This is a genomic window from Izhakiella australiensis (assembly GCF_002006995.1).
GTDB lineage: Bacteria > Pseudomonadota > Gammaproteobacteria > Enterobacterales > Enterobacteriaceae > Izhakiella > Izhakiella australiensis.
In genome coordinates this window covers 102,247-117,022 of record NZ_MRUL01000010.1, presented here as the reverse complement: position 1 = coordinate 117,022, position 14,776 = coordinate 102,247, and the positions used below count along the sequence as shown (strand labels likewise).

11 protein-coding genes are annotated in these 14,776 nt (G+C 54.3%); 6 read left to right on the top strand and 5 right to left on the bottom strand.

Going from position 1 to position 14,776, the window contains the following annotated elements:
• Positions 1-125 precede the first annotated feature (125 nt).
• Positions 126-1,061 carry a malate dehydrogenase gene (mdh, locus tag BTJ39_RS14970; RefSeq protein ID WP_078003498.1) on the top strand — a complete coding sequence of 312 codons (936 nt, stop codon included), beginning with the start codon at positions 126-128 and terminating at the stop codon, positions 1,059-1,061.
• A gap of 65 nt (positions 1,062-1,126) precedes the next feature.
• Here mdh and degS read toward each other — a convergent pair whose 3' ends face one another.
• The 3 genes from degS to zapG all read right to left on the bottom strand — a co-directional run bounded on the left by degS (position 1,127) and on the right by zapG (position 4,201).
• Positions 1,127-2,185 (bottom strand): outer membrane-stress sensor serine endopeptidase DegS, encoded by a 1,059-nt coding sequence (gene degS, locus BTJ39_RS14965; RefSeq protein ID WP_078003497.1) that lies wholly within the window; start codon positions 2,183-2,185, stop codon positions 1,127-1,129.
• Positions 2,186-2,273: 88 nt separating this feature from the next.
• Complete coding sequence (degQ, locus tag BTJ39_RS14960; RefSeq protein WP_078003496.1) at positions 2,274-3,641, bottom strand: serine endoprotease DegQ; 1,368 nt, start codon at positions 3,639-3,641, stop codon at positions 2,274-2,276.
• A 149-nt stretch (positions 3,642-3,790) separates the two neighbouring features.
• Complete coding sequence (gene zapG / locus BTJ39_RS14955; RefSeq protein WP_078003495.1) at positions 3,791-4,201, bottom strand: Z-ring associated protein ZapG; 411 nt, start codon at positions 4,199-4,201, stop codon at positions 3,791-3,793.
• Between the two features lie 166 nt (positions 4,202-4,367).
• Here zapG and zapE point away from each other — a divergent pair, with 166 nt between their 5' ends.
• The 5 genes from zapE (at position 4,368) to sspB (ending at position 8,023) form a co-directional block, all read left to right on the top strand.
• A complete protein-coding gene (zapE, locus tag BTJ39_RS14950; protein ID WP_078003494.1) occupies positions 4,368-5,495 on the top strand; it encodes a cell division protein ZapE in 1,128 nt (375 codons plus the stop codon).
• 229 nt (positions 5,496-5,724) lie between these two features.
• On the top strand, positions 5,725-6,153 hold the full coding sequence (gene rplM, locus BTJ39_RS14945) for a 50S ribosomal protein L13 (protein WP_078003493.1): 429 nt from the start codon (positions 5,725-5,727) through the stop codon (positions 6,151-6,153).
• Between the two features lie 15 nt (positions 6,154-6,168).
• Complete coding sequence (gene rpsI / locus BTJ39_RS14940) at positions 6,169-6,561, top strand: 30S ribosomal protein S9 (protein WP_078003492.1); 393 nt, start codon at positions 6,169-6,171, stop codon at positions 6,559-6,561.
• Between the two features lie 314 nt (positions 6,562-6,875).
• Entirely contained in the window at positions 6,876-7,517 is a 642-nt protein-coding gene (gene sspA / locus BTJ39_RS14935) for a stringent starvation protein SspA (protein WP_078003491.1), read from the top strand.
• 5 nt (positions 7,518-7,522) lie between these two features.
• The gene (gene sspB / locus BTJ39_RS14930; RefSeq protein WP_078003490.1) at positions 7,523-8,023 is read left to right on the top strand and encodes a ClpXP protease specificity-enhancing factor; all 501 of its coding nucleotides are present in this window, start codon (positions 7,523-7,525) and stop codon (positions 8,021-8,023) included.
• 104 nt (positions 8,024-8,127) lie between these two features.
• Here the strand turns inward: sspB and BTJ39_RS14925 are convergent, their stop codons facing one another.
• Together BTJ39_RS14925 and gltB are read right to left on the bottom strand one after the other, a co-directional pair.
• Positions 8,128-9,546 (bottom strand): glutamate synthase small subunit, encoded by a 1,419-nt coding sequence (locus BTJ39_RS14925; RefSeq protein ID WP_078003489.1) that lies wholly within the window; start codon positions 9,544-9,546, stop codon positions 8,128-8,130.
• A gap of 13 nt (positions 9,547-9,559) precedes the next feature.
• On the bottom strand, positions 9,560-14,026 hold the full coding sequence (gene gltB, locus BTJ39_RS14920; protein WP_078003488.1) for a glutamate synthase large subunit: 4,467 nt from the start codon (positions 14,024-14,026) through the stop codon (positions 9,560-9,562).
• Positions 14,027-14,776 lie beyond the last annotated feature (750 nt).

The following is a 14,776-nucleotide window of genomic DNA, read 5'->3' as shown; positions in this document are numbered from 1 at the left end:
TATTCCTGTGAATGCGGCAAGGTACATAACCTTACTGAGGTCATCACCGCAGCCCGGTCTGTTTGTTCAGATTGATAACTTTTGGTTCCCCTGGCGCTTTATGCTCACTATATAGGAGTTTTAGGATGAAAGTCGCAGTTCTCGGTGCAGCAGGTGGTATTGGTCAGGCGCTGGCTCTTCTGTTAAAAACTCAGCTTCCTGCCGGTTCACAACTCTCACTTTACGATATCGCACCCGTCACGCCGGGCGTCGCCGTAGATCTTAGCCACATTCCCACCGCGGTGAAAATTGAAGGTTTCAGCGGCGAAGACGCAACGCCTGCGTTGAAGGGCGCTGATGTGGTGCTGATCTCTGCGGGCGTGGCGCGTAAGCCAGGCATGGATCGCTCTGACCTGTTTAACGTTAACGCTGGCATCGTGCGTAATCTTATTCAGCAGGTGGCCGATACCTGTCCGAAAGCGCTGATTGGCGTTATTACTAACCCGGTCAATACCACTGTCGCCATCGCCGCAGAGGTACTGAAGAAGGCCGGGGTTTATGACAAAAACCGCCTGTTCGGCGTAACCACGCTGGATATTATCCGTTCGAATACTTTCGTTGCCGAACTGAAAGGCAAAAATCCGGAAGAACTGAACGTACCGGTAGTCGGCGGCCATTCCGGCGTGACCATCCTGCCTCTGCTGTCGCAGATCCCAGGCGTTAGCTTCAGCGAGCAGGAAGCTAAAGATCTGACTAAACGCATCCAGAATGCCGGTACAGAAGTTGTTGAAGCCAAAGCGGGTGGCGGATCGGCAACGCTGTCTATGGGCCAGGCTGCGGCAAAATTTGGTCTGGCGCTGGTGCGCGCGCTGCAAGGGGAAAGCAACGTGGTGGAGTGTGCTTATGTTGAAGGTGACGGCGAGCACGCGCGTTTCTTCTCTCAGCCGCTGCTGCTGGGCAAAAACGGCGTACAGGAGCGTAAGCCAATTGGCACCCTGAGCGCTTTTGAACAGAGCGCGATGACCGGCATGCTGGATACGCTGAAGAAAGATATCGAGCAGGGCGTCGATTTTGTGAAATAAACTGCCATTGGCATGAAGCAAAAGGGCGGCCCGATGGCCGCCCTTAGTTTTATTATGGTTTCAGGTTAAGACTGCGGATATTCCAGCACGGTCACTTTCAGGCGCAGGCGCTGATCGTTACGCAATATATTTACCTCGATTACCGTACCGGGACGCATTTCCGCCACCTGGTCCATGGTTTCGATGGCTGATACTGCCGGTTTGTTATTTACGCTGGTAATAATGTCATTGACCTGAATGCCGGCTTTTGCCGCCGGGCCGTCGGGGGCGACGTTGGTCACGACAATTCCCTGAATATGGTCAAGATCGCCGCTCTGGCTGCGCAACTGTGGGATTTCACGCCCGCTGATACCGATATAACCACGAATAACCCGACCGTCGCGAATCAGCTTATCCATGATTTTTACCGCCAGCGCCGTAGGGATCGCAAAACCAATACCTTCCGGCGTTTCACCGTTGTCGCTTTTATCGAATGAGCGGGTATTGATGCCCATCAGCTCTCCCAGCGAATTGATCAGCGCACCGCCGGAGTTACCACGGTTTATCGACGCATCGGTTTGCAGGAAGTTCTGGTAGCGGGAAGGGCTGAGGCCCACGCGACCGGTGGCGCTGATAATCCCCTGCGTGACCGTTTGCCCAATGTTATACGGATTGCCGATCGCCATCACCAGATCGCCAATATGGGCAACCCGATGCGGATTTATCGGGATGACGGGAAGGTTAGTGGCGTTAATTTTTAGTACTGCAAGATCGGTAAGCGAATCGGAACCGACCAGCATCGCTTCGAAAATTCGGCCATCCTGCAGCGCGACGATAATCTGCTCGGCGTCGTTAATCACATGCTTATTGGTGAGGATATAACCCCGACTGTCCATGATAACGCCAGAGCCCAGCGTATGGATGCCGAGGCTGTCATCATTGGTGTTGGCGCTGCGGTTATAGACATTGACCACTGCGGGCGCGGCTCGTCGCACACCGGCATTATAACTAATGGGTGTTTCATCAACGCTATCATCGGTCGGGGCAAACAGCGCCTTACCCAGCCGTAAAGCCGGAACGGCTGCCAGCAGGAGGCCTGCAACCACCAGCCCGATAATGATCGAACGCAGAAGTTTGAAAAACATGGCTTAATGTGGTGAGTGGATAACGGCAGGAAGGATAACACGAGTTACGCGGACACGCAGGTGTCCGCGTCATGATTTTCACTCGCCTTTAACGCATCAGCAGATAAATATTCTCATTTCCGCGAATAACATTCATCGCCAGCACAGACGGCTTGCCTTCCAGCGCTTTACGCAGGTCAGCAAGATTTTGTACGCGGGTGCGGTTGACCCCAACGATAACATCATCTTTTTGCAGCCCAACCTGCTCGGCGGGCGTCGACTTATCTACGTTGTCGACCTTAACGCCCTTGCTACCATCTTTAGTGGCGCCGTCGCTCAGGCTGGCGCCCTGCAACGCCGGCGTCAGCAGTTCAGGGGTTTTGGTGGACTGGCTGCCGCTGTCGAGTTTAACGCTTACCGTCTGCGGTTTTCCGTCGCGCAGCAGTCCGACTTTCACTTCTTTACCCGGCGCAGAGGTGCCTATTTTTACCCGCAGTTCGCCAAAACTGGAGATGGCTTTACCGTCAACGGATGTGATGATGTCTCCGGCTTTGATACCGGCTTTAGACGCAGCGGAGCCTGGCAGAACCTCGTTAACGAACGCGCCGCGCTGCTGATCGACATTGAATGCTTTTGCCATATCGGCGGTCATTTCGGTACCTTTGATACCCAACTGGCCGCGCTTGACCTCGCCGAACTCAATTAGCTGCTGCGCCAGGTTCATCGCCATATTGCTGGGAATGGCAAATCCAATACCGATATTGCCGCCGGAAGAGGCCAGAATGGCGGTGTTGATGCCGATCAGCTCACCGTTGAGGTTAACCAGCGCGCCGCCGGAGTTGCCGCGGTTGATGGCCGCATCGGTCTGAATGAAGTTTTCCAGACCTTCGAGATTAAGGCCGCTGCGGCCCAGCGCGGAGACAATGCCGGAGGTCGCCGTCTGGCCGAGGCCGAAGGGGTTGCCGATAGCCACGGCAAAATCACCGACCTTCAGGTTATCGGAGTCAGCGATTTTAATCTGAGTGAGGTTTTTAGCATCTTTGAGCTGCAGCAGCGCGATGTCGGTCTGCTCATCATGGCCGACCAGTTTGGCGTCATATTCGCGGCCATCGCTCAGCTGGACGCTGATTTTATTGGCGCCGTTAACGACGTGGTTATTGGTGAGCACATAGCCTTTTTCGGCGTTGATCACCACGCCAGAAGCCAGTCCTTCAAACGGCTGCGGCTGCGCATTCTGACCTTGCTGACCAAAGAACCGTTTTAGCGGTTCAGGAATCTGATCCTGAGCTTCCGTTTCCGTCCCTTCAACATGCACGCTGACCACGGCCGGGAGAACTTTCTCCAGCATCGGCGCCAGACTTGGCAACTGCTGACCTTGAATCTGAGCAGGTAATGTCGCCTGTGCCTGAGGGGCGAGGGGCAGATTGATACCAATTGCCAGCGTCAGGGCGCTTAACAGAAATGCTTTTTTCTTCATCGTTACGACACTCGCTACGCAGTGAAATAGGTCCGGAATAGATTGATAACAACACAGAGTCTGGATGTTGTGACCGACAGATAGGAAAAGGGTTCCGGTTTAGATGCCTGAAAGTAAAAAGGGCGCAGTGCGCGCCCTTGATTCAACCTTTAATCACGCTTCGGGCGCTCACCGCGCAGCAGGCCGGAAGCGCCACTGTCTGAGTAATCACGCGGCATTTGCACCGGAACCTGATCATTATCATTATCGGCTTCCGAGCCGGTCAGCTGATAAGCAAAGGGGTTCTTTTCTCCCGGCAGGTTTGGTAGCAGGTCGTTAGAACCTTTTGCCATATGCTGATAAAGCTGGCGATAATCGCGGGCCATGTTATCCAGCAGCTCGGCGCTGCGGGCAAAATGATTTGTCAGCTCTTCCCGATAATCTGCCAGTTCCGCTTTTGTTTTTTCCAGTTCGTACTGCATATGGCGCTGCTCACGTAGCTTGCGGTTACCAAAACGCACTGCCAGGGCACCAATAATAATGCCAACGACTAAACCAATGAGCGCATATTCCCAGGTCATAATGACTCCCAAATATCTTCGTTGTCCGTAAGGGCTTCCACTTACACCACTATAACCGTTAATCTTACGGAAGTGGAATCCTGTCGCGGTCAGCCCGCGTGGAAAATGTTCTTTTCGATAGTATATCCTGTGGCATTTCAATTTATTCAGGGACCTGGCCGTGACTATGCACATCACCTCCCCGCTGGCGCGCTATCAGCAGGCGCTTGAGAGCGGCGAATATCAGCCGGATGACGTTCAGCTGGCGGCGGTAACCCGCCTGGATAGCATCTGGCAGGCTTTTAGCGAAGGACGCGCTACGTCAGCTGACGCGGGCAATGGCCTGTTTGGCAGACTGCAGAAGCTGGTTGGTAAAGGAAAAAACCAGACGATTGAGCCGGTTCGCGGCCTTTATATGTGGGGGGGCGTCGGGCGAGGTAAGACCTGGCTGATGGACATGTTTTTTCAGTCCATTCCTGGAGAGCGCAAGCTGCGTCTTCACTTTCATCGCTTTATGCTGCGCGTGCATCAGTCGCTTACTGAACTTCAGGGCCAGAGCGATCCGCTACAAATAGTGGCTGACAGCTTTAAAGCAGAAACCGATTTACTCTGTTTTGATGAGTTTTTTGTCTCAGATATCACTGACGCCATGCTGTTAGGTACGCTGATGGAGGCGCTGTTTGCCAGGGGGATAACGCTGGTGGCAACCTCTAACATTCCGCCGGATGAACTGTATCGTAACGGACTGCAGCGGGCGCGATTTCTACCGGCAATTGAACTGATAAAGCGTTATTGCGACGTTATGAACGTCGATGCCGGTATCGATTATCGTTTGCGCACCCTGACGTCCGCGCATCTTTGGATGGCGCCGCTGAACGATGCCAGTCAGGCGGCGATGGAGAAAATGTTCGTTGCGCTGGCAGGCAGGACGCGCGGCGACGAGCAAACGCTTGATATTAACCATCGTACTATTAAGACGTTGGGGAGCGCTCAGGGGGTTCTGGCCATTGATTTCAACGCGCTGTGCGGGGAAGGGCGCAGCCAGCATGATTATATTGAGCTTTCGCGCCGCTTCCATAGCGTTCTGCTGTTCAACGTTCCGGTGATGATTTACAAAACTGAGGATCAGGCTCGCCGCTTTCTGGCGCTGGTTGATGAGTTTTATGAGCGGCACGTTAAGCTGGTTATCTCGGCGGAAGCCTCGCTTTATGAGATTTATCAGGGCGCGCGGCTGAAGTTTGAATACCAGCGCTGCGTTTCCCGTTTGCAGGAGATGCAGAGTGAAGAATATCTGCGTCTTCCTCATCTTCCCTGAGACAATCTCCGGCGCAATATCGTGCAAAAAGGGGTCGATCTTTCATATCGACTTCTCTATAATCTTGCGACCCCACGTTACGACAAAGTTTTTTTCCCAAAACTTTGCTGCGCCGGCAACCTTGCCTGAGGGGGTGGGCTTGCTGGACAAGATGGTCGTGTGAGCCTCAACCGTTTATTCAAGCGTTTGGGATTTCACCAACGTGTAACTACTATTGGGTAAGCTTTTAATGAAAACTTTTACAGCTAAGCCAGAAACCGTACAGCGTGACTGGTATGTTGTTGACGCCACTGGCAAAACTTTAGGCCGTCTGGCGACTGAACTGGCGCGCCGTCTGCGCGGTAAGCATAAAGCGGAATATACGCCGCACGTTGATACCGGTGATTACATCATCGTGCTCAACGCTGACAAAGTTGCCGTAACGGGTAACAAGCGTCTGGATAAAGTCTATTATCATCATACCGGTCACATCGGTGGTATCAAGCAGGCGACTTTTGAAGAGATGATTGCCCGCCGTCCTGAGCGTGTGATTGAAATCGCGGTTAAAGGCATGCTGCCGAAGGGCCCGCTGGGTCGTGCAATGTTCCGTAAGCTGAAAGTTTACGCGGGCAACGAGCACAACCACGCGGCACAGCAACCGCAAGTTCTTGACATTTAATCGGGATTACAGGCAATGGCTGAAACTCAAAACTACGGCACTGGTCGCCGCAAAAGCTCTTCCGCTCGCGTCTTTATTAAGCCGGGTAGCGGTAACATCGTTATCAACCAGCGTTCGCTGGAACAGTACTTCGGTCGCGAAACTGCCCGCATGGTAGTTCGTCAGCCGCTGGAACTGGTTGATATGGTCGGCAAACTGGACCTGTACATCACCGTTAAAGGTGGTGGCATCTCTGGTCAGGCTGGAGCGATCCGTCACGGTATCACCCGTGCACTGATGGAATATGACGAATCCCTGCGTGCCGAACTGCGTAAAGCTGGTTTCGTGACGCGTGATGCTCGTCAGGTTGAACGTAAAAAAGTGGGTCTGCGCAAAGCACGTCGCCGTCCGCAGTTCTCCAAACGTTAATTGGTATCTGCTCTGGCAGATCCTGTTACACAAAAAAACCCGGCTATATGCCGGGTTTTTTCTATATAACGCTTATCTTTCGTATCTTTGCGCGATTTTGCCGACAATTCCGCATCTGCTCCGCCACAAACTGTCTAAAATCTGGTAGACTATCTGACACTTTGGGCCTGTTTATATGGGGCATTATGCCTGCTTTACTCTGCGCAGAAAGCCGGTTCGGGACCTGTGTGTACCCGGAGCCATTATAATGAACAGGTTAGTCACCTCGTGGTTGGCTATTCGCAGTAATTTTCTGGATAAACTTGGAGGTTTACATGGCTGTCGCTGCCAACAAACGTTCGGTAATGACGCTGTTTTCTGGTCCAACTGATATTTTCAGCCATCAGGTCCGTATTGTACTGGCTGAAAAAGGCGTCAGCGTGGAGATTGAGCAGGTCGAAATGGATAACCTGCCGCAGGATCTGATTGACCTCAATCCGTACCGTACTGTACCAACGTTGGTAGATCGTGAGCTGACGCTGTATGAATCCCGCATCATCATGGAATACCTTGATGAGCGTTTTCCGCATCCGCCGCTGATGCCGGTCTATCCAGTGGCTCGCGGTGAAAGTCGCCTGATGATGCACCGCATTGAACACGACTGGTACAGCCTGATGCGCACCATTGAACGTGGCAACGCTCAGGATGCTGAAGCCGCGCGCAAACAGCTGCGTGAAGAGCTGCTGGCCATCGGGCCGCTGTTCGCCCGCACGCCTTATTTTCTCAGTGAAGAATTCAGCCTGGTCGATTGCTATCTGGCTCCGCTGCTGTGGCGCTTGCCGCTGCTCGGCGTAGAGCTGCTGGGCAGCGGTTCTAAAGAGCTGAAAGGATATATGACGCGCGTCTTTGAGCGTGACTCTTTCCTGGCTTCACTGACCGAAGCTGAACGCGAAATGCGCCTGCAAACGCGGGGCTGATCCTGATGGAAATGTCACAGCTAACCCCCCGTCGCCCTTATCTGCTACGGGCTTTTTACGACTGGCTTCTTGATAATCAGCTAACGCCGCATCTGGTGGTCGATATCAATCTGCCGGGCGTAATGGTGCCGTTGGAGTATGCTCGTGACGGGCAGATCGTACTGAATATTGCGCCGCGCGCGGTAGGCAACCTGGCGCTTGGCAACGACGAAGTGAGCTTTAACGCGCGCTTCGGCGGCGTGCCGCGTCAGGTCACCGTTCCGCTTGCTGCGGTGCTGGCGATATACGCGCGGGAAAACGGCGCAGGTACCATGTTTGAACCTGAACCGGCCTATGATGGTGCTGAATTCGATCCTGCCGATACCCAGGAAGAGGGGCCGGAAACGGTAATGTCGGTTATTGATGGCGATCGTCCTGATGACGCTGACGTCAGCGATGACGATGGCGGTCCGGATGACGAGCCGCCGCCGCGTGGCGGACGCCCTTCACTGCGAGTGGTGAAGTAAGGGTAACCCTCGGGCTAACAGACGCCAGAGGCAAAGCACAATTAAAAAGGCCTGAATCCGCTGCCGGAATCAGGCCTTTTCTGTTTACTGACCGCCTGAAGCGGTCAGACTTCGAGGTAGTTCATAATGCCATCTGCGGCCTTACGACCTTCTGCAATGGCGGTAACCACCAGGTCCGAGCCGCGAACCGCATCGCCGCCAGCAAAGATTTTCGGGTTGCTGGTCTGAAACGGATTATCGCTTCCTTCCGGAGCAATGATCCGCCCCTGCTTATCCAGCTCCACGCTATGCTTTTCCAGCCAGCTCATGGCATGGGGACGGAAACCAAACGCCATGATCACCGCATCCGCTGGCAGTACATGTTCGGAGCCCGGCACAATTTCTGCCCGACGACGGCCGTTAGCATCCGGCTCGCCCATTTCCGTGCGCGCCATTTTCACACCGCAGACGTTGCCGTTAGCATTGATTTCCACTGCCAGCGGCTGGATATTGAACTGGAATTCAACGCCCTCTTCACGGGCATTTTTCACTTCGCGGCGCGAGCCTGGCATGTTTTCTTCATCACGGCGATAGGCGCAGGTGACATGGGTTGCGCCCTGACGGATTGACGTACGCACGCAGTCCATCGCGGTGTCGCCACCGCCGAGAACAACGACGCGCTTGCCGTTCATATCAACAAAAGGCGCCTCTGCGCTTTGTGAGAAACCCATGACGTTTTTGGTATTGGCTATCAGGAAAGGCAGGGCGTCATATACCCCTGAAGCGTCCTCGTTTTCAAGGCCGCCGCGCATTGACTGGTAGGTGCCAACGCCGAGGAATACCGCGTCATAATCACTAAGCAGATCGTTTATCTGCACGTCGCGGCCAACTTCGGTATTCAGGCGAAACTCAATGCCCATACCGGTAAAGATTTCACGGCGGCGAACCATGATCTCTTTTTCCAGTTTGAACGAAGGAATGCCAAAGGTCAGTAGCCCGCCGATTTCCGGATGACGGTCGAAGACCACCGCCTGTACGCCGTTACGCGCTAACACGTCAGCACAGGCCAGGCCCGCCGGGCCGGCACCGATAATGGCAACGCGTTTGCCGGTTGGTTTTACCTGGCCAAGATTCGGCCTCCAGCCCATCTCCATCGCCTTATCATTGATATAGCGTTCAATGTTGCCGATGGTAACGGCGCCGAATTCGTCATTCAGCGTGCATGAACCTTCGCACAGGCGGTCCTGTGGGCAAACGCGTCCGCAAACTTCCGGCAGGCTGTTGGTTTGATGAGAAAGCTCGGCTGCCTCAATAATCCTTCCCTCGTTAGCCAGCTTCAGCCAGTTAGGAATGTAATTATGCACCGGGCATTTCCATTCGCAGTACGGGTTACCGCAGGAAAGGCAGCGATCGGCCTGCGCCTTCGCCTGGCCTTCCGAAAACGGCTCGTAAATCTCAACAAACTCGATTTTACGTATTTTCAGCGGCTTTTTTGGCGGGTCAACCCGCTGTAAGTCGATAAACTGATAAACGTTCTGGCTCATGAACTATAACCCCTTACTGCGCCTGCACCCGCAGCTCAGCTGCGGAACGACTACGATGACCTAACAACGCCTTCACATCGCTGGATTTAGGCTTAATCAGCGCAAATTTGCCAGAGAAGGCCGGCCAGTTAGCGAGAATCTCCTCGCCGCGCGTTGAGCCGGTGATTTGAACATGCTCGGTAATCAGACCGCGAAGATGCTCTTCGTGGATGGGTAATTCGTCAACATTCAGCACTTCAACCAGCTCGGCATTCACCCGTTTACGGAACTCACCGTCCTCGTCCAGCACGTAGGCAAAACCGCCGGTCATGCCGGCGCCGAAGTTGACGCCGGTACGGCCAAGCACGCAGACGATGCCGCCGGTCATATATTCACAGCCATTGTCGCCAATGCCTTCCACCACGGTAATGGCGCCGGAGTTACGTACGGCAAAACGTTCGCCGGCGCGGCCAGCGGCGAACAGCTTGCCGCCGGTTGCGCCGTACAGGCAGGTATTGCCGGCGATAGTCGCCTCGTGGCTGCGGAACGCCGAGCCCACCGGAGGACGGATAGCCAGCATGCCGCCAGCCATACCTTTACCAACATAGTCGTTGGCGTCGCCGGTAAGTACCAGCTCTACGCCGCCGGCGTTCCAGACGCCGAAGCTCTGACCCGCCGTGCCGTTGAAGTGTACGCGGATAGGATCGGCCGCCAGTCCCTGATCGCCATGCTGAGCGGCAATGGCACCGGAGAGCGTTGCCCCTACCGAACGGTCGGTATTCCGAATATCAAACCAGAAGGTTTTGCTCTGGCGGGCTTCCACAAACGGCATGGCCTGCTCCAGCAGCGCTTTATTCAATACCCCTTTATCAAAGGCCGGGTTACCTTCCGTGCAATAAAGTGCCTTTTCCGGCATCGGTTTTGCGGTTTCCAGCAGGCGTGAAAGATCCAGGTTTTGCTGCTTGGCGGTAAAACCTTCCAGCTCCTTCAGCAGGTCGGTGCGACCGATCAGGTCGACCAGACGCTTCACGCCCAGCTGCGCCATGATTTCCCGCGTTTCGCGGGCGATAAACTGGAAGTAGTTAGTTACGCGCAGTGGCAGCCCGTGGTAATGGTTCTTGCGCAGTTTTTCATCCTGGGTCGCTACGCCGGTCGCGCAGTTATTCAGGTGGCAGATTCGCAGATATTTACAGCCCAGCGCGACCATCGGACCGGTGCCGAAGCCGAAGCTCTCGGCGCCCAGAATCGCCGCTTTAATGATATCCAGACCGGTTTTAAGACCGCCATCGACCTGCAGGCGGATCTTATGGCGCAGGCCGTTAGAAACCAGCGCCTGCTGCGTTTCAACCAGCCCCAGTTCCCAGGGACAGCCGGCGTATTTGACCGAGCTGAGCGGGCTGGCGCCGGTTCCACCGTCGTAGCCGGCGATGGTGATCAGGTCAGCATAGGCTTTAGCAACGCCGGTGGCGATGGTGCCGACCCCTGGCTCAGAAACCAGCTTCACCGAAATCATCGCTTTCGGATTGACCTGCTTAAGATCGAAAATCAGCTGCGCCAGATCTTCAATCGAATAGATATCATGATGCGGCGGCGGTGAAATTAACGTTACGCCGGGTACGGAATAGCGCAGTTTGGCGATATAAGGCGTTACTTTATCGCCCGGCAGCTGACCGCCTTCGCCGGGTTTGGCGCCCTGAGCGACTTTAATCTGGATAACATCGGCATTAACCAGATAGGCCGGGGTGACGCCGAAGCGACCGGAGGCGACCTGCTTGATGCGCGACACTTTATTGGTACCGTAGCGCGCCGGATCTTCGCCGCCCTCGCCGGAGTTTGAGAAGCCACCGAGGCTGTTCATCGCTTCGGCCAGCGATTCATGCGCTTCCGGGCTGAGCGCGCCAATAGACATTGCCGCGGTATCAAAACGTTTATACAGTTCGCTGGCTGGCTCCACATCGTCAAGCTGTACGCTTTGGCCGTCCGGATTCAGCGCCAGCAGATCGCGCAGCGTGGCAACCGGACGTTCATTTACCTGCCGGGCATACTGCTGGTAATCGCTGTATTCGCCGCTGTTGACCGCTTTTTGCAGGGTGGCGACCACATCCGGGTTATAGGCGTGATATTCGCCGTCGTGGACGTATTTAAGCAGTCCGCCCTGGTCGAGCGGCTTACGTTGCAGCCAGGCGCGCTTGGCCAGGTTAACCAGATCCTGCTGAAAATCGGCGAAGTTGGCGCCGCCGATGCGGCTGGTTACGCCCTGGAAGCAAAAGGCGGTGATGTCATTATGCAGCCCCACCGCTTCAAACAGCTTCGAGCAGCGATAGGACGCAATGGTTGAAATGCCCATTTTGGACATGATCTTGTAAAGGCCTTTATTAATGCCGTTACGGTAGTTCAGCATGATGCTGCGGTAATCTTTCTCGATGACGCCGCTGTCGGCCATTTTTGCCAGTGACTCGTAGGCCAGCCATGGATAGATAGCCGTCGCACCGAAACCAAGCAGCACCGCAAAATGGTGGGGATCGCGGGCGCTGGCGGTTTCAACGATGATGTTGGCATCGCAGCGCAGATTTTTATCGACCAGACGAGCCTGCACTGCGCCAACGATCATCGGCGCCGGCACCGGCAGCTGCTCCGGGCTGATATTGCGATCGGAAAGCACCAGCAGCACGGTACCGGAGCGCACCATCTGCTCCGCCGTATCGCACAGCTGATAAATCGCGTCTTCCAGGGTTTGTTGCGCCGGGTTGAAAATACAATCGAGCGTATCGGCGCGATAATACTCGCCTTCCATCGTGGTGAGCTGCCGGAAGTCGGAGTAGAGCAGAATCGGCGACTTAAAGGTCACGCGGTGCGCCTGGCCTTCCGCTTCGCAAAATACGTTCATTTCGCGGCCAATGCTGGTTGACAGTGACATCACGTGATTTTCACGCAGCGGATCGATCGGCGGGTTAGTGACCTGAGCGAACTGCTGGCGGAAGTAGTCATAGATAATGCGCGGGCGGCTGGAAAGCACGGCAAACGGTGTGTCATCGCCCATGGAGCCGACCGCTTCCTGGCCATTTTCGCCGAGCACGCGCACGATCGCGTCAAGCTCTTCGCTGCTATAGGCGAACTGCTTCTGAAAGGTGGCCAGCTGATCGTCGTCCAGCTGGCGGTTACCTACCTGCTGATCGGGCAGGTCTTCAAATGGCACCAGGCGCTTAACGTTCTTTTCCATCCACTCTTTATAAGGATGGCGGATCTGTAAGTCGTGGTCGGTTTCGGCCGAGTGCAGAATACGGCCGGCGCGGGTATCGATAACCATTAGTTCGCCGGGGCCAACGCGGCCTTTTTCTACCACTTCATCCGGCTGATAGTCCCAGATACCGACTTCGGAGGCGCAGGTAATCAGCTTATCTTTGGTAATCACGTAGCGCGCCGGGCGTAGCCCGTTACGGTCAAGGTTACAGGCGGCATAGCGTCCATCGGACATAACGATGCCAGCAGGGCCGTCCCAGGGCTCCATATGCATGGAGTTAAAGTCAAAGAAGGCGCGCAGTTCCGGATCCATATCCGGATTGTTTTGCCAGGCTGGCGGCACCAGCAGGCGCATGGCGCGGACCAGATCCATACCGCCGGCCAAAAACAGCTCAAGCATGTTGTCCATTGAGCTGGAGTCGGAGCCGGTTTCGTTAACGAAAGGCGCGGCATTCTGCAAATCAGGTATCAGCGGGGTGTTAAATTTATAAGCGCGCGCGCGCGCCCACTGACGGTTACCGGCGATGGTATTGATTTCGCCATTGTGCGCCATATAGCGGAACGGCTGCGCCAGCGGCCAGCGCGGAACGGTATTGGTTGAAAAGCGCTGGTGGAATAAACAAATGGCTGATTCGAGGCGCAGGTCAGCCAGGTCAAGATAGAAGCGCGGCAAATCCGCCGGCATGCACAGACCTTTATAAATGTTGACCTGGTTCGAAAAGCTACAGATGTAGAATTCTTTATCTTCCAGCGCTTCAATGCGTTTCTCGATGCGACGGCGGGCCATAAACAAGCGGCGCTCCATGTCGCGCGGACGCCAGCCGGCCGGAGCGTTAATAAACAGCTGTTCGATGCGCGGCAGCGAGGAGAGGGCGATTTCGCCCAGCACTTCCTGATTGGTCGGCACTTCGCGCCAGCCAACGATTGACAGGGTTTCACGCAGCACTTCTTCTTCAACAATGTGGCGAGCCTGTTCGGCCTGCTGCAAGTCCCGGTTAAGAAACAGCATGCCGACAGCGTAATTTTTTGCCAGCCGCCAGCCTTTCTCCTGGGCGATGACGTGGAAGAAGCGGTCAGGTTTTTGCAACAGTAAGCCGCAGCCGTCGCCGGTCTTGCCATCGGCGAGGATTGCACCACGGTGCTGCATTCGGGCGAGTGCGTGGATGGCAGTACGCACTACTTTGTGGCTGGGCTCGCCTTCTATATGGGCGATCAGACCGAAACCACAGTTATCCTTTTCAAGGGATTTATCATACAACATATTTGTGAACCTCCCCAGGCTCTGTGGACTCCCGATTCCGACGGCGGTCAGGCATAGAAAGGGCCGGTGACGGGTTTGCGCATCCACGCTTACACATTGGTCACCCTTCTTCCTGTTTTGCGCATCGTTCAGACAAGTATAGAGGACTTGCTTCTGAGGGAATCTCAATTACTGCATAATTATGATGGGTCAAGCACCCATCCAGAAAGCTTCCAGCGGATTTCCAACTTATCGGGAAAGCGTAGTCAGGTCAAATAGGCTTGTTAATCGAACTTTATAACTTTATTTGAATTTATCTTATTGATTTAACTTAATTTATTGTCTTTTTTTCTTAACTTCATCATAGTGTCATGCAGGTGGATTATGTGAGCTGTCTCACTATCCAGCAGGATGCATAGTTCATCGTTATGCTGCCATTGCTTTTTTATCCAGCATAATATGCTTAAATATTTATTCCAGCCCTATAAAAAAACTGTTTTTATGCTGAGTGCTTATTTGCATTAAAGCGGTAGTCAGTATTAGTAAAATTAATCACCGGGTTAGTGACTGGAATAGCGTTTATTGTGAATTTTTATTCGTTTGGATAAAAGCGGTGCGGGACGAAAATCATGCGATATCGTACAGTAAATCAACAGTGGTGTGAGGGCGAACATATTCAGCCCGGTTGCTCAGATTATGCGGTTAATGAAATTAGTCAATAGCCGGATAAGGTCAGTGCTAAATAATTCATTTAATGCACTCTGATGGTGC